Source organism: Streptomyces sp. NPDC058157, assembly GCF_042884105.1.
Taxonomy (GTDB): domain Bacteria; phylum Actinomycetota; class Actinomycetes; order Streptomycetales; family Streptomycetaceae; genus Streptomyces.
On the sequence record NZ_JBHVUQ010000142.1, the window covers coordinates 1 to 20,563 of the forward strand.

General features: G+C 75.1%; 16 protein-coding genes. 8 read left to right on the top strand and 8 right to left on the bottom strand.

The annotated features are described in order from the left end of the window. From ACFVXK_RS27890 to ACFVXK_RS27905, 4 genes are all read right to left on the bottom strand, one after another. A partial coding sequence (locus ACFVXK_RS27890; protein ID WP_389616454.1) for an MFS transporter occupies window positions 1-997 on the bottom strand: 997 nt, incomplete at its 3' end. Next, window positions 994-1,533 carry an ArsR/SmtB family transcription factor gene (locus ACFVXK_RS27895; RefSeq protein WP_389616457.1) on the bottom strand — a complete coding sequence of 180 codons (540 nt, stop codon included), beginning with the start codon at window positions 1,531-1,533 and terminating at the stop codon, window positions 994-996. The genes ACFVXK_RS27895 and ACFVXK_RS27890, both read right to left, overlap by 4 nt. Before the next feature lie 63 nt (window positions 1,534-1,596). Further along, the gene (locus ACFVXK_RS27900) at window positions 1,597-2,550 is read right to left on the bottom strand and encodes an SDR family NAD(P)-dependent oxidoreductase (protein WP_389616459.1); all 954 of its coding nucleotides are present in this window, start codon (window positions 2,548-2,550) and stop codon (window positions 1,597-1,599) included. 188 nt (window positions 2,551-2,738) lie between these two features. Further along, the gene (locus ACFVXK_RS27905; RefSeq protein WP_389616462.1) at window positions 2,739-4,442 is read right to left on the bottom strand and encodes a PucR family transcriptional regulator; all 1,704 of its coding nucleotides are present in this window, start codon (window positions 4,440-4,442) and stop codon (window positions 2,739-2,741) included. A 278-nt stretch (window positions 4,443-4,720) separates the two neighbouring features. Here ACFVXK_RS27905 and ACFVXK_RS27910 point away from each other — a divergent pair, with 278 nt between their 5' ends. From ACFVXK_RS27910 to ACFVXK_RS27920, 3 genes are all read left to right on the top strand, one after another. Continuing rightward, a complete protein-coding gene (locus tag ACFVXK_RS27910) occupies window positions 4,721-7,114 on the top strand; it encodes a xanthine dehydrogenase family protein molybdopterin-binding subunit (RefSeq protein ID WP_389616465.1) in 2,394 nt (797 codons plus the stop codon). 13 nt (window positions 7,115-7,127) lie between these two features. Continuing rightward, the gene (locus ACFVXK_RS27915; protein ID WP_389616468.1) at window positions 7,128-7,769 is read left to right on the top strand and encodes a hypothetical protein; all 642 of its coding nucleotides are present in this window, start codon (window positions 7,128-7,130) and stop codon (window positions 7,767-7,769) included. A gap of 173 nt (window positions 7,770-7,942) precedes the next feature. Further along, window positions 7,943-9,460 (top strand): NCS1 family nucleobase:cation symporter-1, encoded by a 1,518-nt coding sequence (locus ACFVXK_RS27920; RefSeq protein WP_389616471.1) that lies wholly within the window; start codon window positions 7,943-7,945, stop codon window positions 9,458-9,460. 28 nt (window positions 9,461-9,488) lie between these two features. Here ACFVXK_RS27920 and ACFVXK_RS27925 read toward each other — a convergent pair whose 3' ends face one another. Then, a complete protein-coding gene (locus tag ACFVXK_RS27925; protein WP_389616474.1) occupies window positions 9,489-10,943 on the bottom strand; it encodes an amidase in 1,455 nt (484 codons plus the stop codon). A 121-nt stretch (window positions 10,944-11,064) separates the two neighbouring features. Between ACFVXK_RS27925 and ACFVXK_RS27930 the strand changes: the two genes are divergently transcribed. Continuing rightward, a complete protein-coding gene (locus ACFVXK_RS27930; protein WP_389616476.1) occupies window positions 11,065-11,676 on the top strand; it encodes a TetR/AcrR family transcriptional regulator in 612 nt (203 codons plus the stop codon). Window positions 11,677-11,683: 7 nt separating this feature from the next. Here ACFVXK_RS27930 and ACFVXK_RS27935 read toward each other — a convergent pair whose 3' ends face one another. Further along, window positions 11,684-13,210 carry an MFS transporter gene (locus ACFVXK_RS27935; protein ID WP_389616479.1) on the bottom strand — a complete coding sequence of 509 codons (1,527 nt, stop codon included), beginning with the start codon at window positions 13,208-13,210 and terminating at the stop codon, window positions 11,684-11,686. Window positions 13,211-13,506: 296 nt separating this feature from the next. Between ACFVXK_RS27935 and ACFVXK_RS27940 the strand changes: the two genes are divergently transcribed. Next, entirely contained in the window at window positions 13,507-15,399 is a 1,893-nt protein-coding gene (locus ACFVXK_RS27940; protein WP_389616482.1) for a hypothetical protein, read from the top strand. An 87-nt stretch (window positions 15,400-15,486) separates the two neighbouring features. Continuing rightward, window positions 15,487-15,777: a hypothetical protein gene (locus ACFVXK_RS27945; RefSeq protein WP_389616485.1), complete on the top strand. Its 291-nt coding sequence runs from the start codon at window positions 15,487-15,489 to the stop codon at window positions 15,775-15,777. Between the two features lie 12 nt (window positions 15,778-15,789). Here ACFVXK_RS27945 and ACFVXK_RS27950 read toward each other — a convergent pair whose 3' ends face one another. Then, window positions 15,790-16,755, bottom strand: coding sequence for an aminoglycoside phosphotransferase family protein (locus ACFVXK_RS27950; RefSeq protein ID WP_389616488.1), 966 nt, complete (start codon window positions 16,753-16,755; stop codon window positions 15,790-15,792). Between the two features lie 367 nt (window positions 16,756-17,122). Between ACFVXK_RS27950 and ACFVXK_RS27955 the strand changes: the two genes are divergently transcribed. Further along, window positions 17,123-17,896: a CAP domain-containing protein gene (locus tag ACFVXK_RS27955; protein ID WP_389616491.1), complete on the top strand. Its 774-nt coding sequence runs from the start codon at window positions 17,123-17,125 to the stop codon at window positions 17,894-17,896. 42 nt (window positions 17,897-17,938) lie between these two features. Here the strand turns inward: ACFVXK_RS27955 and ACFVXK_RS27960 are convergent, their stop codons facing one another. Next, on the bottom strand, window positions 17,939-18,913 hold the full coding sequence (locus tag ACFVXK_RS27960) for an LLM class flavin-dependent oxidoreductase (protein ID WP_389616494.1): 975 nt from the start codon (window positions 18,911-18,913) through the stop codon (window positions 17,939-17,941). Window positions 18,914-19,267: 354 nt separating this feature from the next. Here ACFVXK_RS27960 and ACFVXK_RS27965 point away from each other — a divergent pair. Continuing rightward, window positions 19,268-20,563 (top strand): AAA family ATPase (locus ACFVXK_RS27965; RefSeq protein WP_389616497.1); only part of this gene is annotated, 1,296 nt, incomplete at its 3' end.

Sequence of the window (20,563 nt, forward strand, 5' to 3'; positions counted from 1 at the left end):
GGGAGGGGGCGAGCACCATCGTGGCGCCCATGCCCGCACCGCAGACGGCGAGCGCGAGGCCGGCGACGTACGCGTTCGGGGCGGCGGCCAGGCCCAGGATGGCGAGGCCCTCGATCGCGGCCGTGGCGGTCAGGGCGGTGCCGGTGCCGAGCCGGCGGCCCAGGAAGGAGGCGATGCCCGCGCCGAGCAGACCGCCCGTGGCCTCCGCCGTCAGGAGCAGGCCGAAACCGAAGGAGCCGATGCCGAGCCGGTCGTGCGCGAACAGGGCGAGGACGGTCTCCACGGCGAGGAAGGCGATGTTCCCGACCGCCGGGCGCAGGGCGAGCCCCAGCAGCAGCCGGTCCCGGAACACGTACGAGGCGCCGGCCCGTGCCTGCCGCAGCAGCGACTCCCGGGCCTGCGGCACCGGCCGGGGCACGGTGGGCAGCGACCGTACGAGCAGCGCGGAGACCGCGAACGAGACCGCGTCGGCGAGCAGGGGTACCGCCCGCCCGAGCGCGAGCAGGGCGCTGCCCGCGGGCGGCCCGGCGAAGCCGGAGGCGGCGGTCTGGGTGCCGCGCAGGCGGGAGTTGGCGCGCTCCAGGAGCGCGGGGTCACGGCCGAGGAGGTCCGGCAGGTAGGCGGTGGCGGCCGTGTCGAAGAAGAGTCCGCCGAGGCCGAGCAGGAAGGCGACGGACGCGAGCAGCGCAATGCTCAGCACGTCGAGCGCGGCCGCCGCCACGGGTATCGCGAGCAGCGCCGCACGCAGCGCGTCCGTGACCCACATCGTGCGCCGCCGGTCCCAGCGGTCGACCAGCGCGCCGCCGAGCACCCCGAACAGCAGCCAGGGCAGCGTTCCGGCGGCCGTGACGACGGCGAGCGCCAGCGGGTCCCGGGTCAGGGTCAGCGCGATCAGAGGCAGCGCGGCGTGGGTCACCCCGTCGCCGAGCGAGGACACCGTCTGCGCGGTCCACAGCCGGCCGAAGCCGGACGGGAGTTCGCGGAGTTCCGCAGTCACTTGGCCTCCCCTCCGGCCTGCTCGCCCTTCGCCGGGTGGAACAGCGCGAAGACGAGCGACGCGTCCGGCAGCGACGGGTCGGACAGCTCCCGGTACTCGTCCGCGAGCGCCTCCAGCCGCGCTCCCAGCTCCGCGAACTGCTCGTCGGTGAGCCGCAGGTGCGCCATCCGCACGTGCCGCCCGCCGCCCGCGGGCGCGGCCTCCAGGTCCGCCACCGCGTGCCGCATCAGCAGGTCCGGGCCGCCCTCGCCCGGATCCGGCAGCACGATCGAACGCGCCGCCATCGCGTAGTACCGCTCGTTGACCCCGCGGACCTTCCGCGTCCGCACGACCTTCACCAGGCCGGCCCGCTCCAGCAGGCGCACGTGGTAGCTGGAGCTGCCCTTCGCGAGGCCGACCCGGTCGGCGATCTGCGTGATCGTCGCGGGCTCGAAGCGGAGCACGGCCATGATCCGGTGGCGCGTGAGGTTGGAGACGGCGCGCAGCTGCTCGTCCGTCGTGACGCGGAACGTCTCGGGAAGATCGTCGGTAGGCATGACGCCAATGGTCAACGATTCTTGACCATTGGGCAAGGGGTTTCGTGGAATTCCGAACGCCCGTCACCTGAAAGCGGGTTCGACGCCCGTCAGATCGCAGCTGGCCGCCCACAGGCGGGCCGCGGCCGTGGTGTCGGCCAGGTGCTCCCACAGGGGTTCGACCCTGGGCGCGCCGCGCAGCCCGAACGCCCGCGGGCCGAGCATCAGGCCGCCGTCCACCGCCGGGTCGAGCACGGCCCGCACGGCGGGCCAGGCGGCGGCGTCCTTGCCCTGGACGGCGAGGCGCAGCGGCAGGAGGCTCAGCCGGGCGGCCGCGGTGCGGACGTGGACGGGCGGGCGCGAGGGGGTGAGGGAGTCGAGCGCACCGCCGGGGTGGACGAGCACGCTCAGCGTCGTGCCGCCGGCGGCCCGCAACCGGCGGTCGAGCTCGAGGGCGAAGATCATCTGGGCCAGCTTGGAACGCGCGTAGGCCCGTTTGGGCCGGTAGCCGTGCCTGCTCTGGAGGTCGTCGAGGTCCAGGCGTTCCGATTTGGCGGCGAAGCTGCCCGTGGTGACGACCCGGCTCCCCGGGGCCGCCGCGAGCAGGGGGGCCAGGTGGTGGGTCAGCGCGAAGTGACCCAGGTGGTTGGTCGCGAACATCAGCTCGTGGCCGTCCGCGGTCTCCCGGCGCGGGGGGTGGTCGAGGGCCACGCCGGCGTTGTGCACGACCGCGTCGAGGCGGTCCACCCCGAGCGCGTCCGCACAGGCCCCGGGTGAAGCGGGATCGGCCAGGTCCAGGGGCACGTGCCGCACCGCGGCGCCGGGGACGCGCGCACCGATCGAGGCGATCGCCGCCTCGGCCCGCGCCCTGTCGCGGCTGCCGAGGACGACCGTGGCACCCGTGCCGGCGAGTTGCTCGGCGACGAAGTAGCCGATGCCCGCGTTGCCGCCGGTGACCAGGAAGGTCTTCCCGGCGGCGGCAGGCAGCCGGTGGACGTCCCACGGCGGGGTGTGGGGCACGGAGGGGGTGGACAGCATGGCGGGCTCCCGGATACGCGCAGGGGTCTGGTCAGGGCGGGCCGGGTCCGGCGCGTACACCGGCCGGTACCTGCCCGCCTCCCACGGTCACGGAGTCCGCTCACAGCGCACCGACAGACCGCGGCCCCTGCCGACAGCCCACCGACAGCGCGCCCCCGAGGGTGCCTGAGGCCGCTTCGGCCGGACCCTCAGGTCCGGCCCCGCCCGCGCGGCCCGCGTGGCCCGTCGGGCCCGCCGGTCCGCAGGGCCGCCAGGAAGTCCAGGCGGGTTTCCAGGTCGGCCAGGTCGCGGCCCGTGAGCTGTTCGATGCGGGCCACGCGCTGGCGCAGGGAGTTGACGTGCAGGCGGAGTTCGGCGGCGCAGCGCGTCCAGGACGCGTCACAGTTGAGGAACGCCCTGAGCGTCTCCAGCAGCTCGGTCCGGTGCCGGCTGTCGTGATCGCGCAGGGGGCCGATGAGGCGGGCGGCGAAGGCCTGCAGGGTCTCGGCCGGGATGAGCGGCAGCAGCGACAGCACGTGCGAGGTGAGGTCGTCCGGGCCCCGTACGGCCACTCCCGGCCCGGAGTCCAGGCCCGCGCGCAGTGCGGTGCGGGCCTCCTCGAGCGCGCGGCGTGCGCCCCCGGCGGCCTCCACCGGGGAGCTGACCCCCACGCACACCCGCTCCGCCGGGCCGAGCCAGCGGGTGAGCGCCGCGGTGAGGCCGCGCTGCAGGGCGGCGGTGTCGAGGGCCGGGCCGGGGGCGGCGCCCGCGGCGGGCCCGGGGGCCAGGACGAGGAGCACGGCCCGGTCCCCGTCGACGGTGGCCGCGATGTCCTGCGGCGTCACCGGCATCGGGCCGTCCGCCCGCAGCAGGGCCTCTTCCAGCAGGACGCGCAGGGCCGCCGCCGGTACGGGCCGCCCGTCCCGCCACCGCCCCCCGGCGACCACGAACTGGCAGCGCGGCCAGTGCGACACCCGGCTGACCAGGGCCTGCGCGGTGGCGCTCAGCCGCACGGGGATCTCCTCGGCCGGCACCGGGCCGTACATGAGGTCGAGGAGCCGGCGGGCCAGGTCGTGGAGCGCGGACTTCGCGCGCTCGTGCGCCGACCGGGCGTCGGCGACCAGTTCGGCGATCCGGTCGAGGAGTTCCGTCTCCGGCGCCGCCCGGGCCGAGGCGTCGGTGTCCACCACGAGCATCCAGTCGCCGAACTCCGACGCGGTCCCCGGCGCCGACGGAGCTGCGGGTTCCGGTACCGGGATCAGGGTGCGGGTCCGGTTCCCCGACGTGACCCGGTGCGGGGCGGCCTGCCCCGAGCGGCGCGCGGCGAGGTACCTGGCTCCCAGCGCCGCCGCCGTCTTCGCGTGCAGGGCGGGCCGGGCTCCGGCGATCTGGCGTCCGGTCACGGACAGGACGCGTATCTCGATGCCCAGGCTCTGCCGGACGAGTTCGAGTACGGAGTCCGGTGCGGACGTCCGGCCGGTGAGGAGCAGCCGGTGGCGTTCGACCAGGGCGGCCAGGTCGGCGACGTCCCGCCCGGGCAGCCGGCGCAGGACGTGTTCGGTGACCGCCTTGAACGAGGTCCGCGCCGGTACGGCGACCAGGGGCAGGCCATGGCGCCGGCAGGCGCGCACGAGGTCGTCCGGTACGAACCCGTGGGCGGCCTGCCCGGCGCCGAGGGCGGTGACACCCGCCCGGGCGAGGACGCTCACGAACGGCTCGGCGTCCCCGTCCCCGTGCCACCAGGCGAGTTCGCTGAGGACGAGCTCCCCGCCGCGCAGGAACCGGCCCGGGTCGGCCAGGTCGAGGGTCGGGACGGCCCGCACGGCGCGGTCGGGCACGCCGTCCCCGCCGTTTTCGCCGACGAGCAGGACCAGTCCCAGCCCGTCGGCGTCCAGGAGTTCGCGCAGCAGCATGACCGCCACCCTCTCACGCCCTTGGCATCCCCGGATCCCCGCAGCTCAACGGAGTGGGGGCAGTGGAAAGCATGTCTGTCCACAGCCGCCCAGGAACAGGTTCTGAGCGATCCGTGACTGCCGCGTCCCGCAGGCGCGCTGTCTACTTCTGCGCATCCGGCCGGGCCGGAACGGCGTGCCGCGGACGGGGGTCACGGCACGGCCGACGGCGCAGGCCGCACCCCGGAGGACCACCAGCACACCGGCGACCCGAAACGCCAGGAAGAGACGGTCCGATCATGGCTCGAACCACCACCGGAATCCCCGCCGACGTCACCCAGGGCTCCCGGACCGCCCAGGGCGGCGTCGGCGAGTCGACACTGCGCCCGGACGGCACGCTGAAGGTCACCGGCGAGTTCGCGTACTCCTCGGACATGTGGCACGAGGACATGCTGTGGGGCCAGATCCTGCGCTCCACCGTCGCGCACGCCGAGATCGTCTCCATCGACACCGCCGAGGCCCTGACCGTACCCGGGGTCCACGCGGTGCTGACGTACGACGACCTGCCCGCCGAAGTGAAGTACTACGGCATGGAGTTCCGGGACACACCGGTCCTGGCCCACCGCAAGGTCCGCCACCACGGCGAACCGGTCGCCGTCGTGGCCGCCGACCACCCCGAGACCGCCCGCAGAGCCGCGGCCAGGATCAGAGTCGAGTACCGCGAACTGCCCCTCGTCACCGACGAGGCCTCGGCGACCGCGCCGGACGCCGTACTCGTCCACGAGGACCGCGACGACCACCACGCCTCCCACGTCCCGCACCCCAACATCGTGCACCGCCAGCCGGTCGTCCGCGGCGACGCGGACGTGGCCGCCCTGCGCGCCGAGGTCGTCGTCACGGGCGAGTACACCTTCGGCATGCAGGACCAGGCCTTCCTCGGCCCCGAGTCGGGCCTCGCCGTGCCCGCCGAGGACGGCGGCGTCGACCTCTACGTCGCCACGCAGTGGCTGCACTCGGACCTCCGCCAGATCGCCCCGGTCCTCGGCCTGCCCGAGGAGAAGGTGCGCATGACGATGGCCGGCGTCGGCGGCGCGTTCGGCGGCCGCGAGGACATCTCGATGCAGATCCTGGCGCCCGTCCTCGCGCTGCGCACCGGCAAGCCGGTCAAGATGGTCTACAACCGGTTCGAGTCCTTCTTCGGCCACGTGCACCGCCACCCGGCCAAGCTCTGGTACGAGCACGGCGCCACCAGGGACGGCAAGATCACGCACATGAAGTGCCGGATCGTGCTCGACGGCGGTGCCTACGCCTCCTCCACGGCCTCGGTCGTCGGCAACGCGGCCTCCCTCGCCGTGGGTCCGTACGTCATCGACGACGTGGACATCGAGGCGATCGGCCTCTACACCAACAACCCGCCCTGCGGCGCGATGCGCGGCTTCGGCGCCGTCCAGGCCTGCTTCGCGTACGAGGCCCAGATGGACAAGCTCGCGGCGGAACTGGACATGGACCCGGTGGAGTTCCGCCGGCTCAACGCCATGGAGCAGGGCACGACCATGCCCACCGGCCAGGTCGTGGACCACCCGGCCCCGGTCGCCGAGCTGCTGCGCCGGGTCAAGGCCCGTCCGCTGCCGCCCCTGCGCCAGTGGGAGACCGCCGACGGCGCGGCCGACGTCCGCGCGCTGCCCGGCGGCCTGTCCAACACCACCCACGGCGAGGGCGTCGTGCGCGGTGTCGGCTACGCGGTCGGCATCAAGAACGTCGGCTTCTCCGAGGGCTTCGACGACTACTCCACCGCCCGCGTGCGCCTGGAGGTGGTGGGCGGCGAGCCCGTCGCGATGGTCCACACGGCCATGGCGGAGGTCGGCCAGGGAGGCGTCACCATCCACGCGCAGATCGCCCGCACCGAACTGGGGGTGCGGCAGGTCACCATCCACCCGGCCGACACCCGGGTGGGCTCGGCCGGTTCGACCTCGGCGGGCCGCCAGACGTACATGACCGGCGGGTCCGTGAAGAACTCCTGCGAGCTCGTCCGCGAGAAGGTCCTGGAGATCGGCCGGCGCACGTTCGGCTCCGCGCACCCGGCCTGGGCCGGGGGCGGGCTGCGCCTGGCGGGCGGCCGGGTCGTCACCGAGGAGGGCGAGGTGCTGGCCGCCGTCGCGGACGTCCTGGGTCAGGAGGCGGTGGAGGTCGAGGCGGAGTGGAGGCACCGCCCCACCGAGGCGTTCGACCTGGTCACCGGCCAGGGCAACGGCCACGTCCAGTACTCCTTCGCCGCACACCGGGCGGTGGTGGAGGTCGACACCGAACTCGGCCTGGTCAAGGTCGTCGAACTGGCGTGCGCGCAGGACGTCGGCAAGGCGATCAACCCCCTGTCGGTCGTCGGCCAGATCCAGGGCGGCACCACCCAGGGCCTCGGCGTGGCGGTCATGGAGGAGATCATCGTCGACCCGGACACGGCGAAGGTGCGCAACCCCTCCTTCACCGACTACCTGATCCCGACCATCCTCGACACCCCGGCCATCCCCGTCGACTACCTCGAACTGGCCGACCCGCACGCCCCGTACGGCGTGCACGGCATCGGCGAGGCGCCGACCCTGTCCGCCACCCCGGCCGTCCTCGCGGCGATCCGCGACGCGACGGGCCTGGCACTCGACAGGACCCCGATCCGCCCCGAACACCTCACCGGTCTCTGAGGAAGGCGATGCCGTGAAGACACCGGGCCACCCCCGCCCCACCCCGGCGGACCGCCCCGACGACCTCGGCCGGCTGCTGGTCACGACGGCGGACCTGACCGACGCGGGCCTCGACGACTTCATCGAACTGCAAGCGCCCTCCTCGGACGAGGACCCGCCCCCGATGACCGCCGCCACCCCGGAGCTGACGGACCTCCTCAACCGGGCGTTCGGCGACAGGGCGGCGCGGGAGGTCCGGACCTCGTTCATGAACGCCGACTCCACGATCGTCGTCGACCAAGGGGTCTCCGAGCGCCCGGCGGGGGCCGCCGCGACCTGGATGGCCGACATACGGCGGGTCTACGCGCAGTGCGCCGCCTGGACGATGAGCATCGGCGGCCAGGACATCAACGTCCGGGTGGTGGACCCGGCCGCCGATCCGGAGCGGGGCTCCGGCGACGAGGCGCTGCTGCGCACGATGCTCGCCGGCCCGCCCGGCCGGCAGGTCCGGATCACCACGCTCCTGGTCCGCGACGGCGACCGCGCCCTGGAACTGACGTTCCGCACCCTGGCGACCGCCCCCGACACCCCCGAGGCGACCCGCCTCGCCACGGCGACGACGAAGTTCCTCGCCCTGGCTCCGGCGAAGTTCCTGGGCCTCCCTCCCCCCGACTGAGGGAGGACCGGGGCGGCCGGCGCGCCCGTGAGCCGACGCGTGTCACGAAGGGATGGTGTGCCTCTCGCTCCGGGGCGGGGCGGGGCGACACGATGGAGGGGTAGCTGGAGGGGGAGCCCGCGCCGGTTCCCCTCCCGACCGGCTCTCCACCCGACCCGAAGGGGTGTGCGTACATGCCCGACCACTCGACCGCCGAGAGCGGGGACCGCGTCGAGCTCGCCCCCGGCGAAGTCCCCTCCGACGGCCGCTTCGCCAACCCCGACCTGCTCCCCGTACCGGTCGCGGCCCGGCGCTGGACGACGTACAACTTCACCGCTCTGTGGGTCGGCATGGCGCACAACATCCCCTCTTGGCTGCTCGCCTCCGGGCTGGTGGCCCTGGGGATGGACTGGAAGCAGGCGGTCTTCACGATCGCGCTCGCCAACCTCGTCGTGCTCGTGCCGATGCTCCTCACCGGGCACGCCGGCCCCAAGTACGGGATCCCGTTCCCCGTTCTGGCCCGGGCTTCGTTCGGGGTGCGCGGAGCCAACCTGGCCGCGCTCATCCGGGCGGCCGTGGCCTGCTGCTGGTTCGGGATCCAGACCTGGATCGGCGGCTCCGGGATCTTCGTCCTGCTCGGCAAGATCTTCGGCGGCTGGGCGGGGGCCGCCGAGATCGGCGGCGAGCCGTGGACGCTGTGGCTGTGCTTCGCCCTCTTCTGGGCCCTCGAACTCGCCATCATCCACCGGGGCATGGACGCCCTGCGGCGCTTCGAGAACTGGGCCGCGCCCTTCGTCATCGTCGGAGCGCTGGTCCTGCTGGTGTGGATCGGGGTGAAGGCGGGCGGCTTCGGCGAGCTGCTCGACCAGCCGTCCCGGCTCGGCTGGGGCCCGGACTTCTGGCCCGTCTTCTTCCCCTCCCTCATGGGGATGATCGCGTTCTGGTCCACCCTCTCCCTCAACATCCCCGACTTCACCCGCTTCGGCGCCGGCCAGCGCTCCCAGATCCTCGGGCAGACCCTCGGGCTGCCCACGACGATGACCCTCTTCGCGCTGCTGTCGGTGTTCGTCACCTCCGGCTCGGAGGCGGTGTACGGGGCCCCGGTCTGGGACCCCGTGGAGCTCGTCGCCAAGGCCGACAGCGTCTTCGGGCTGCTGTTCGCCCTGGTCACCGTCCTCATCGCGACGATCTCGGTGAACATCGCGGCCAACGTCGTCTCCCCGGCCTACGACCTGGCCAACCTGGCCCCCCGCCTGATCGACTTCCGCCGGGGCGCGCTGATCACCGGCGTGGTCGGCGTCCTGGTCATGCCCTGGAAGCTGACGTCCACCCCCGAGCTGTACATCTTCACCTGGCTGGGCCTGGTCGGCGGGCTGCTCGGCGCCGTGGCCGGCGTCCTCATCGCCGACTACTGGGCCGTCCGCCGCACCCGGCTCTCGCTGCCCGACCTCTACCGGGAGGGCGGGCCGTACTGGTACACCGGCGGCTGGAACCTCCGGGCCCTGGCGGCCTTCGGGGCCGGCGGGATCCTGGCCGTCGGCGGCTCCCACTCGGCCCCCGGCAAGGGGCCGTTCCCCGAAGCGGGCCTGATCCCCGTCCTGAAGCCCCTGGCCGACTACGGCTGGGCGGTGGGCCTGACCGCTTCCCTGCTCCTCTACACGGCGCTCATGAGCGGGGCGCGCCCCGGTGCGCCGCGAGCCGACCGCGCCTGAACCCGGCCGGCCCGGCGGCGGGGCGGGGTCAGGCGGGCCGGTGGGCGCCCGCCCACACGGTGGGCCTGCGCTCCGCCCAGGGTGCGGCCCGCTCCAGCTGGGCGGCGAGGCGGAACAGCAGGTCCTCGCGTCCGTAGCCCGCGGCGAACTGGATGCCGATCGGCAGGCCGGTGGCCGGATCGGACGCGAGCGGCACCGACATCGCGGGGGTGCCCGCGACGTTGAAGACGGCCGTGAACGGGGAGCGGTGGAACACGTGCTCCGTCCAGCCCAGCCCGTCGGCGTCTTCGGCGCCCCGGCCGTAGGTGCCCAGGGGGAGCGGCAGCTCGGGGAGGGTGGGCGTCAGCAGCAGCTGGTGCCGGGTCTCGAAGTGGGCGCCGATCGCGCGGGCGACCCGGTTGCGCACGTCGAGGGCGTGCACGAACTGCGTGCCGCTGACCCCGCGGCCCCAGGCGTAGCTCGCCAGCATCTCGGGTTCGACCGTGGACCCGTCCACCGGGCGCCCGAGGGCGCCGGCGAGGCCGTCGATCCAGCCCGCCAGGTTCGCGGTCCACAGGCGGGCGTTGGCGAGCACGAACTCCTCCCAGGACACGCCGAGTTCGACGGTGGTCACCTCGACCTGGTGGCCGAGCGATTCCAGCAGCCGGGCGGCGGCCAGGGTGGCCTCGACGACGGCCGGCTCCACGTCACGCCCGCCCCAGGGGGTGGTGACCAGGCCGACGCGCAGGCGGCCGGGCTCCCTCGTGATCTCTTCGCCGTACGGGTGGCGGGGGCGCTCCGCGAAGTAGGGGTCGCCGGTCTCCGGGCCCTGGACCAGGTCGAGCAGGGCCGCGCTGTCGCGCACGGTCCGGCTGAGTCCGCCGTGCACCGCGAGGCCGTTGAAGACCTCGTCGGCGTCCGGCCCCAGGGAGACCCGGCCGCGCGTGGGCTTGAGCCCGAACAGCCCGGTACTGGCGGCCGGGACCCGGATCGATCCGGCCGCGTCGGTGGCGTGGGCGAGCGGGGTGATCCCGGCGGCGACGGCCGCGGCGGACCCGCCGCTGGAGCCGCCCGGGGTCCGGGCGGGGTCCCAGGGGTTGCGGACGGCGCCGTGGAGGACCGGCTCGGTGGTGGTGCTGTAGGCGAACTCGGGAGTGGCCGTGCGGCCCAGTGTCACCAGGCCGGCCCGGCGGAAGCGCCGCATGAGGAACGAGTCCTCCCGCGCCACGTTGCCCGCGGCGAGGCGGCTGCCCATCTCGACCCGCTTGCCCCGCATCGACACGGCCAGGTCCTTGATCAGGAACGGTACCCCGGCGAGCGGGGTGCTGCCCGGGACCGGGTCGTCCTCGGCGGGCCAGCTCTCCACGACGGCGTTGACCTGCGGATTCACCGCGGCCATCGCCGCCCGGGCGGCCTCGGCCAGCTCCGCCGCGGTCACCTCCCGCCGGGCCACCAGCCCGGCCAGCCCCACGGCGTCGTACCGCGTGTACTCGTGCAGCTCCACTGCTCCCCACCCATGTTTCCGTTCAGTCCCGTGCGATACCGATCGGTATCGCTTGAGGATGATCGGTAACGTAGCATGGGTCGAGAAGCCGGCACCCGCGACGACCGAAGCGAGGCAGACGATGACGAGCAGCCCCCCGAGGCCGGGCCGGGACTCGAGGATCGCCCAACTGCCCCCGCGCGAGCGCATCCTCGACGCGGCCGAGGAACTCTTCCTCAGCGAGGGCGTCAGGGCCGTCGGGGTCCAGGCCGTCGCGGAGCGGGCGAACACCACGAAGACGGCGCTCTACCGGCACTTCGCCACCAAGGACGTGCTGATCGAGGAGTGGCTGAGGATCGTCGCGGCCGGCTACGCGGCCGCCTTCGACCGGGTGGAGGCCGAACACCGCGACGACGGCCGGGCCCAGGTGCTCGCTGTGGCGGACTTCGTCGCCGCCGGGCTGCCGGACATCGCCCGCAGGGGCTGCCCCTTCGTGAACTCCATCGCCGGCCTGCTCGACCCCGCCCACCCGGCCCGCCGGCTGATCGGGAACCACAAGGCCGAACAGCGCCGACGCCTCACCGCCATGTGTGAACGGGCCGGTGCGCACGACCCCGACGACGCCTCCGCGGAGATCACCTTCCTCCTGGAAGGCGCTCAGGTGAGCGTGCAGAACGGCAGCGTCGACCGCGTGGGGGAGAGGCTCGTGGCCGCCGTCCGGGGCGTTCTGGACCGGGCGGCGGCGACCGCCTGAGGGTGCCTCACCTTCCGGCCCGCCCTGCCCGGACGGAGCCGCGGGCCCGTTCGAGGTCCGGGGCCGGTACCCGGCCCTTCCGCACCCCGGCGGCGGGCAGGGTGATCAGCAGCACGGCCGCCCCGAGGAGCGCGACGGCCGCGATCCAGCCCGCTCCCACGTGCAGGGCGTGGACGAACGCGTCGTCGGCGGCCCGGGCCAGCGCGGGCCGGCCGGCGGCGGTGGCGACGTGGCGGGCCTGCTCGGCGGAGGCCCGCGCCTGTTCCCGCACCGGACCGGGCACACCCTCCAGCGCGGGCTCGATCGCGCGCCGGTAGACGATCGACAGGATGGTGCCGCCCACCGCGATGCCGATCACACTGCCGGTCTGCCGCACGGTGTTGGTCACGGCCGAACCCGCACCCGCCTGTTCCAGCGGCAGATCGCCGATCAGCGCGGCCGTGACGGGGCCGATCACCATGCCGACCGAGAGGCCCTGGACGAACAGCAGGGCCCCGATCCCGGCGAACGGGGTGCGGAGTCCGACGAACCCGTAGCCGCCCATGGCCAGCGCGGCCACGGTCAGTGCCGGCACGCAGACCAGGCGCAGCGACAGGCGGCGGACCAGGCGTGTGGCCAGGGGTGCCCCCGCGAGCGCGCCGAGCGCGGTCGGGATGTTCGCCAGGCCCGCCCGCATCGGTGAGAACCCGAGCGCGCCCTGCAGGTAGAACGCCTGGTAGAAGGTGACGGCCGCCACGGCGAACAGCAGCAGTCCGAGGGCCAGGTTGCCGCCGCCGAAGGCGCGCCGCGCGAGCAGCCGCGGATCGAAGCCGGGCGCCTTGAGGCGCAGTTCGACGAGGACGAAGACGGCCAGCAGGACCACACCGGCGGCGATCGGCCCCCAGACGTCGGCCCGGCTCCACACCGCCGCCTGCCCCGCCCGGATCAGCCCGAAGGCCAACGCCACGAGCCCGCCCGCCGACAGCAGCATCCCGGCGGGATCCAGCGGCCGCCGAACGGGGCTGCGGAAATCCGGAACCAGTACCGCGACACCCGCCCAGGCGAATACCGCCACAGGGACGTTGACCAGAAAGACCGAGCCCCACCGGAAATGGTCGAGCAGGAATCCCGCCAGCACCGGGCCGGTGGCCATGCCGACACCGGCCGAGGTCGAGAACACGCCGACGGCGGCGGCCCGCGCGGGGCCGGTGAAGGTCCACATGAGGATCGCCAGGGTGGCCGGGGTGATCAGCGCGCTCCCCACGCCCATCACGGCGCGCGCCGCGATCAGCTGGTCCACGTCGCCCGCGTACGCCGCCCACAGCGAGGCACCGGCGAAGACGGCCAACCCGGCCGAGAACACGGTGCGGTGGCCGAACCGATCGCCCAGCGAGCCCGCGGTGAACATGAAGGTGGCGAAGGCCAGCGTGTACGCACCGGTCGCCCATTGCAGCTGACCGGGATCGGCCCCCAGCCCGCGGACCGGATCCGCGAGGGTCTCCAGCGTGGTGCTCAGGACGGTGTTCTCCAGCCAGATCAACAGCGAACACAGCATGAGAACGAAAAGAATCAATTGCTGCCTGGATTTCGGCAACGTCGAAGGCGTGGTCATTGACCGGACCATAAGCAAACGCCACGGCGTCGTCAAGCTTTGAATTTCGCCTCAAGTCCCTTGCGGAGAAAGTGATTTCATGCCCTCCGTCGAATGTGCGGACCGGTCGAATTCATGCCCTCCGGCGAATGTGACAGGAGAGGGATTCCATGGCCCGGGGAGGCGCGCCCGACGCGGGCGCAGGGCGCGCCGGTCCTGCCGGCGTGTGACCAAATGATGATTCCTTCGTTGTCCGCGGCGTGGGACAACGTCAAGGATCCGGAGCCGGTCTGCGCCAGGCCGAGGCGATCATCGTCGAGCGCTACCCCCGACTGCTCCGTCTGGCCTACCTGGTACTGCCGCCGGACCTCGACCGGCACGCGCGGCTGCTGCGCGCCCACCGCGCCGTCCAGCACTCCCTGCGGGCCGCCGGGCGCCGGGCGCGGCAGGGCGGGGATCCCCTGTCCGCCGTACGGGCCGAGGTGGTGCGGTACGCGGCCGGACGGCTGCGCGGGCCGTTCCCGCCGTGGGTGTGGGGGCTGCGCATGTGGCCCAGCGCCGAGGGGCTCGACGAGGAGGCCCGCGCACTGGCGGGGCTCTCCCCCCACGCCCGCGCGGCGCACGTGCTGTGCCGGTTCGACGGGCTGGACGAGGCCGAAGCGGTGGAGGTGCTCGCCGCGGCCGGAGCCACCGATCCGGCGGCCGAGGTACGGGCCGCCCTCGCGGCCGCGGCGGGTACGGCGGAGGCCGCGGGGCCCCGGCTTGCCAGAGAAACGATCTTGCACCCGGCGGACGTCCACACCCGCCCCACCGACCTGCTGCTGCGCCGCACCCGCGTCCGCGCGGCCTGGGGCGCCCTCGCCGTGCTGCTGCTGGCCGCCGGGCTGACCCGGGCCACCGTCGCCGGACCGGACCCCGGCCTCCCCGTCGGCTACGCCGGAGCGCCCGCCGCCCGCGCCGCCCTCGACCCCGCACGCCTGGTCCGGGTGCCCGCGCAGGCCTGGGCCGACACCGGACGCGTCGACTTCACGGCCTGGCCGGCCCGCGGCTCGCGCACCGGGGACCGGCCCCTCCTGGTGCGGGCCCTGGCCACCTGGGCCGCACCGCCCTCCGGTACGGCCGTCACCGTCGCGCCCGCGGCCTCGGCGGAGCCGCCGGTCCACCCGCCGCAGCTGCTGTTCGCGGGCGATCCCCGGCCGGGGACGGCCGCGGTGGTGTTCCTCGACGCCGACCGGGTGGTCCGCTACACCGAGTCCGGCGGCCGCCGGAGCCTGGACGTCGCCCGGACCGACGACGCCGACGTCACCACGGCGGCCGCCGTCACCCTGACCCGGGACGGGGACACGGCCCGCCGACTCCTCGCCCCGTGGATCGCCACCGCGGGGACCCGCGACCTCACCGCCCCCGCCGACGCCGTCCGGCCCCTGCCCATCGGGCCCGACGGAACCGTCACCACCGACTTCCCCGGCGGCCGCGCCCAAGGCGGGGGCTGCGGGCCCCGCCCGGTGCTGGAGGTCGCCTCCTCGCCGCGCATCGTGGAGAAGCACGCCTTCCTCCTCGCCGACCGCGGCGGACTGCTCCCCGTCCACCTCACCTACACCCCTCCCGCCGAGGGGTCCGACGCACCGCCCGCCCGCCAGCCCCGCGAGGCCACCGGACCCGCCGCCCTGGCCCGCTGGGCCCAGGAGGCCTGCGCCCTGGACGCGGTGGACGGACGGGCCGTCCGGTCCGTCAACCTGTGGGACTTCGCCGTCACCGAGCTCCCTGAGACCCCCGGGCGGGCGGTCTGGTCCTGTACCCGCGCCACCCACTGGACCGGCCAGGGCGACGTCCAGATCAGGCTCCGGCCACCGGCGGGGAACTCCCTGACTGTGACCCGGGCCCGCTCCACGGCCGCCTGCGGACGCTTCGGGCAGCACGTCCTCGCCACGACGGTCTGGCGGTCCCCGTCCGGCCGCGACTACCAACTGGCCGCGGGCAGCCGGGAGGTCGCGGAGATCGACGCCACCGGCTCCCTGCGCACCCGCACCCCCGGCCGCACCCTCGCCGTCCCGGCACCCCCGGCGTCCGCACCCCCGGCCACCCTGACGGCGACCCTGCGCAGCGGCGCGCGGATCACCGCACTGGACCCCCGCGGCGGCGGCCGCGACTGAGCGACCCCGCGACCGCTGCCTGCGGCCGTGCCTGCGGGGCGGCCGTGCCTGCGGGGCGGCGGCGGGTGCGGTCACTAGCCTGGACCCATGACTCCCGCGTCCCACCCCGTCCCGGACCGGTACACCGTCGTCCTGCGTCCCGGCCCGCCCGGCGTCCAGGACGCCAAGGGCCACGACGCCGTGCTGCGCACGGCCCAGGTCGACGCGACCGGCGCCACCGGGGTGTCCGGCTACCCGTGCTACGAGGGGGAGGGGGTCCGGGCCGAGATCGACCCCGAGAGCAGGGCCGTCGAGGCGGTCACCGTCGACGGTGAGGAACTCCCGTACGGCTGGATCGCCCAGCTGGCCGATGACGACCCCGGCCGCCGGCGGAGCTGACCCCGGCCGGCCCTATGCCCGCCGGGCCGCGGGGCCGAGGAGGGCCCGGGCGATGGCCTTCTGCTCGGGCCGGAGCCTGACGGCGCCGTCCTCGACGTCCCACAGGCAGTTCTGCAGGACGCGGCCGAGCGTCCATCCGGTGGCCCGCCCCCGGTCCAGGCCGACGACCTCCGTCATCAGGTCGAAGCGGTGGCGGACGGCCCGGGGGACGTCGCCGGACGCGAGGACGTCGTCCCACCGGTTGCGCAGCGCGGGCAGCAGCTCGAAGCCGGGATCGCCGGCGAGGGGCTTGGGGTCGATGGCGAGCCACGCGGAGCGCCGCGACGTCCGCGAGGACGCCAAAGGGGCGAGGACGTTGTCGTAGTGCAGGTCCCAGTGCAGGAGCCGGTCGCCGGGCTCGCCGAGCAGTTCACCCATCGCGGCCGCGCACGAGGCCAGCAGCCGCCGTTCGGACGCGTCCGCCAGGGACCGGGAGTACGTGGGGACCCGGTCGAGCATCGCGCCCGCGACGTCGGCCAGCCGGCGCATGCCGGCGGGGGCCGCGACGGCGGACAGGCGCGCCAGCAGCCCGGACAGGAGGGTGAGGGCCATGGTGGCGTCCGGCACCGCCGAGAGCGACCGGGCGGCGTCGAGGCGTTCGAGGAGCATGGCACCGCGGTCCGGGGCGGTGTCCAGCAGGCCGGCCGCGTGGCGCTCGCCCCAGACGCGCAGGGCGAGCGGTTCGTCCCGGGTCTCCTCGTCGACGGGCTGCAGCTTGAGCACGGCCGGCGAACCGTCCGCCCGGAGCACCGGCAGGACGAGCGCCACGGCCCCGTGGGCCGGCGGCCCGTCCGGGCGCAGGGTCCAGCGGTCCATCAGGTCCCCCGCCAGTGCGGGCAGGGCGGCGGTCCAGGCCTCCAGCCCCTCTTCCCGCTGCGAGGCGACGAGGGCCGCCGGTACCTCGATCCGGGGCCCGGACGCCCGGTGGTTCCGTGACATGAGACACAGCGCGTACGGCGGCCCGGCGGGCGGGTGGAGATCGTCCGGGCAGGAGCGTTTCCGTACTTGTCCAATTTTGCGTAGGACATATCGCACTCCACCAGAAACGGAATTGTCGACTTTCATTTGTCCGTGCCCAACGTGGCTGATGGGAACCGGTTCCGGCGGTGCGTCAGCTCCGCGGCGATGCCGTCCGGGCGGCGCCATGCACGATCCCGCCCCCCTTTCAAGCGGGAGCGCGGAGCGCGCGCGGGCCGGGCGCGCTCCGGCTTGCCATCCCCTCGCGGGACTTCCCAGAATGACGGCTCCTCCGGCGCCCCCGCGGTCCCGGCGCCGGGAGCTTCGCGATCACCGAGTGAGGTCACGCATGAGGAAGCACCGCAAGAAGACGCACTACAGGAAAATAGCCGTCGCCGTCGGCGCGCTGGCGATGGTGGGCGTGCCCACCGCCGCCATGGCCTGCCTGGGCCCCCAGGGGACCGGTCCGGCCCACACGGCCGCCGCCGCACGTCAGGACCAGGACCAGGACCAGGACCGGGACCCCGCCCCCGGCCGCCCGCAGGCGCAGCCGCGTGCGCAGATCCCGGTCGCGATCCCCGACTCCGTGCCGCCGGCCCCCGCGGAGCCCGTCGCCGAGCCGCCGGCCGAGCAGGCCGTGGACACCCCGCCGCCCGCCGCCCCCCGCCCGGCCGCGCCCCCGGCCGAGCCGGCTGCCGCGCCCTCGGCCCCGCAGGCCTCCGGGGCGCAGGCCTCCGGGGCGCCGGCCGACGTCCAGGCCGCGGTCGTCGCGCTGGTCAACCAGGAGCGCGCCGCGGCCGGGTGCCCCGCCCTCACGGTGAACCCGATGCTCACGCAGGCCGCCCAGGACCACAGCGCGGACATGGCCGCCCACGCCACCATGTCCCACACCGGCTCCGACGGGTCCGACCCGGGCGCGCGCATCACCCGTGCCGGGTACCCGTGGCAGGCGTACGGCGAGAACGTCGCCTACGGCTACGGCACCCCCGAGCAGGTGATGGAGGGCTGGATGAACAGCCCCGGCCACCGGCGGAACATCCTCGACTGCTCCTACCGGGAGATCGGCATAGGCCTGGCCCAGCCGGGCCAGTACTGGACGCAGGACTTCGGCGCGACGCGCTGACCCGGCGGGCGAGCGGGCGGGGGCGGCCCGTCCCGCGCCGCCCTACGCCCCGTAGTGCTTCATGACCAGCTCGTACGAGCGGACGCGCTCCGGGAAGCCGTAGACGGGCGTGGTCAGCATCAGCTCGTCCGCCCCCGTCTCCCCGGCCAGTTCCCGCAGCCGCCGCACGACGGCCTCGGGCGTGCCGACCGCCTGCCGGGCGCGGAAGCCCGCCAGGGCGGCCCGCTCGGGCTCCGTGAACACGTGCGCGGCGGCCTCGTCGGCCGTGGGGAAGGGGATGTCGCTGATCCCCTTGAGCAGCCCGGCCTTGACGACGTCCATCGGGCCGACGAGCCGCCGGGCCTCCTCCTCCGTCTCCGCGCACACCGTCTCCACGCACAGCAGCACCCGCGGCCGCTCGCACCAGCGCGAAGGGGCGAACGCGGCCCGGTAACGCTCCAGGACCGCACGGGTGTTCTCGGGCCGGATGTGGTGCGCGACGGCGACCGGCAGGCCGAGCTCGGCGGCGAGGCCGGCCCCGGCGGGGCTGGAGGCCAGCAGCCAGGGCTGCGGCAGCGGACCCAGCGCGACCTCGTCGACCAGGAAGGACAGGATCGCCGCCACGTCGTCGCGGTACTCCGCGTCCGTCGTCGGCCCGGCTCCGCGGCGCAGCGCCCGCGCGATGCCCTCGTCGAAGGTCCCGGGGCCGCGGCCGATGCCCAGGTCGATGCGGTCCGGGTGCAGGGCGGCCAGCGTGCCGAACTGCTCCGCCAGGGTGAGGGGCGCGTGGTTGGGCGCCAGCACCCCGCCCGAGCCGAGCCGGATGGCCGAGGTGGTGGCCGCGGCGTGCGCGCCGAGGACGACCGGGGGGAACGCGCCGATCGCGGGGGAGTGGTGGTGCTCGGCGTACCAGATCCGGTGGTAGCCCAGCCGCTCCAGCTCCTGGGCGAAGGACGAGGTGTCCCGGAGGGTGTCCAGGGCCCGGGTGCCCGTCTGGACCATCGCGACTTCGAGTGCGGAAAGAGGTATCTCGACCATCCCGCCAGCATAGGGACCACGTGGCGGACGAGGACCACGGTGATCCTTTTCGCGCCACGCGGCGGGCCCCTCGTCCTGCGCGGGGAACCGCCCGCCGTGAGGAGTCGCGCCCCGCGCGCCCGCCCACATTGACGCGATCGCGACGGACGCACCCGGCGGGCCGGGACGCGGCCCGGGTACCGGCCAGGGTCCGCCACGGGTTCGACCGGACCCGGGCCGGGGGATCGTGAGCGGCGGCGGACACCGACCGGTGTCCGCGGCGCGGAGGGGCCCACCGGCTCCGGGGGATCCGCCACCGGCACCACACCCGCGTAGGCGTGCGGGGGAGCGACACGGGCGGGAGACGGGACGGGCATGGAACCGAGCACCACGGCGATGGTGGGCCGCGAGGCGGAACGGGCGGAGCTCACGGCGTTCGTGACGTCCGCGACCGGGCGGGCACTCGTCCTGCGGGGGGACGCGGGCGTCGGCAAGAGCGCGCTGCTGGACCACGCCGCCACCCTGGCCGAGCTGGAGGGCCGCGTCGTCCTGCGGGCCGCCGGAGTGGAGGCGGAGTCCGCGCTGCCGCACGCCGGCCTGCACCAGTTCCTCCACCCGCTGCTCACCGGCCCGGCGCGCCCGGACGCCGCGGGCCGGGCCGCGTTCGACGCGACCTTCGAAGCCGCGTTCGGCACCGTGTCCGGCGCCGCGTCCGAAGCGCCCCCCGTACGGCCGCCGTCGGCGATGGACCTCGGCATCGCCGTCCTGCGCCTGCTGACGCACACCCCCGCCCACCGGCCGCCCCTCCTGGTCCTCGACGACGGGCAGTGGCTGGACGACGCCAGCGCCGACGTCTGCGCCTTCGTCGGCCGGCGTCTGGCCGGCAGTCCGGTGAAGCTGCTGGTCGCGGTCCGCACCGACACCCCCTCGCGCTGGGACACCGCCGCCCTGCCCGAACTGCCGGTGCGCGCCCTGCCCGACGAGGACGCGGCCCGCCTGCTCGACCTCCGCCACCCGCACCTGGACCGCCGGCTGCGCCGTATCGTCCTCGCCCAGGCCCGGGGCAACCCGCTGGCCCTGCTGGAGCTCCCCGCCCACCTCACCGGCCCCTCGGGCGGCCTCCCCGCCGAAGACCTGGCCGGCCCGCACGGCGTGCCGCTGTCCCGGCGGCTGCAACGGCTGTTCGACTCCCGCATCGCGGCCCTCGACGAACGGGTCCGGGCCGAGCTCCTGGCGGGCGCGCTCGACGGCGCGGGCACCCCCGGCCGCGCGGACGCCGTCCCCGGCGCGCGCCACGTCATGCGCGACGCCGACGCGGCGGTGGCCGCCGGACTCCTGGACGTCGCCCCGGCCACCGGTGAACTCGTCTTCCGCCACCCGCTCGTACGGTCCGCGATCGTGCAGAGCGCCACCGCGGAACAGCGCCGCACCGCCCACCTGGCGCTGGCGCGGACGCACCGGGGGAACCTCGAACGCCGGGCGACCCACCTGGCGGCGGCGGCCGTCGGCCCCGACGAGGAGGTGGCCGGCGTGCTGGAGACGGCGGCCCGGTCGGCGACCCGCCGCGGCGGCGCGCTGACGGCCGTGACCTGGCTGACCCGGGCGGCCGAACTCAGCGAGAGCCCGGACGAGCGGTCCCGGCGACTGGCGGAGGCGGCCTTCGTGGCCGGC